The organism is Azospirillum mesophilum (genome assembly GCF_053470405.2).
Genome location: NZ_JBPXMQ020000111.1, coordinates 1 through 1,354 on the forward strand (window position 1 = coordinate 1; position 1,354 = coordinate 1,354).

1 protein-coding gene is annotated in these 1,354 nt (G+C 67.1%); it reads left to right on the forward strand.

Going from position 1 to position 1,354, the window contains the following annotated elements; translation table 11 throughout:
* Positions 1-51: 51 nt before the first annotated feature.
* Positions 52-1,354 (forward strand): class I SAM-dependent methyltransferase (locus ACSVC7_RS32640; protein WP_448208762.1); only part of this gene is annotated, 1,303 nt, incomplete at its 3' end.

A 1,354-nucleotide genomic window follows, 5' to 3' on the forward strand; every position in this document is an offset into this window, starting at 1 on the left:
GGCGATCGAAAAGGGGGCGTCTTGCATCCGCGTTATCGTCAGACGTGCCGCGTGTGCGGTTCGACCAAGCTGAAGCCGGTGATCGACCTCGGCGACCAGTATCTGCAGGGGTCCTTCGTCAAGCCGGGCGTTCTGCTGCCGCCGACGCGCAAGCTTCCGACGCAGCTGGTGCGCTGCGACGTCACCCAGGACGAGCACGCCTGCGGCCTGCTGCAGCTGGCGCACAGCTTCCCGCCGGAGATCCTGTACGCCAACTACTGGTACCGCTCGGGCACCAACGCGACGATGCGCAACCACCTGCACGGCATCGTCGACAGCGTCATGGGGCTGATCGGCACGCCCGCGCCGACCGTGCTGGACATCGGCTGCAACGACGGCACGCTGCTCTTCCACTACCCGGAGGGCACCACGCGCTACGGCGTCGACCCCTCCGACATCGCCAACGAGATCGCCGACCGCGCCACCGTGGTCAACACGGTGTTCCCGTCGGAGCAGGCGCTCGCCGTGCTGCCCAAGGGCGGGCTGGACGTGGTCACCTCGATCGCCATGTTCTACGACCTGGAGGACCCGGTCGGCTTCGCCTCGGCGATCGCCGGGCTGCTGAAGCCGGAGGGCGTCTGGGTCTTCGAGATGTCGTACCTGCCGCTGATGCTGCTGCAGAACTCCTTCGACACGGTGTGCCACGAGCACCTGGAGTACTACAGCCTGTCGGTGCTGGAGACCATCGCCGCCAAGGCCGGCCTGCGCATCTTCAAGGCCGAGCTCAACGACATCAACGGCGGCAGCATCCGCTGCTACGCCACGCACGCCGCCAACCTGTCCTACGGCCAGCCCGAGGACAAGGCCTTCCTGCATCGGCTCCGCATCCAGGAGTTCGAGATGGAGCTGGACACCGACAAGCCCTACCAGGTGTTCCAGCAGCGCATCGAGACGCTGCGCGAGGAGCTCAACCGCATCCTGTTCGACGTGCAGGCGCGGCGCGGCAAGGTGCACATCTACGGCGCCTCGACCAAGGGCAACGTGCTGCTGCAGTGGTACGGCATCAACCGCCTGCTGGTCGACTGCGCGGCCGAGCGCAACCCCGGCAAGGTCGGCGCCCGCACCCTGGGCACCGACATCCCGATCGTCTCCGAGGAGGAGTCGCGCGCCCAGCGCCCGGACTACTATCTGGTGCTGCCCTGGCACTTCAAGCGCGAGTTCCTGGAGCGCGAGCGCGAGGCCATCATGAACGGCACCAAGATGCTGTTCCCGCTGCCCGAGGTCGAGGTCGTCGACCGCAACAACTACGAGCAGGCCCTCGCCTCCGCCGCGACCAGCACGGAGATGATGACCTCCCTGCTGCTCGACGGGAAGG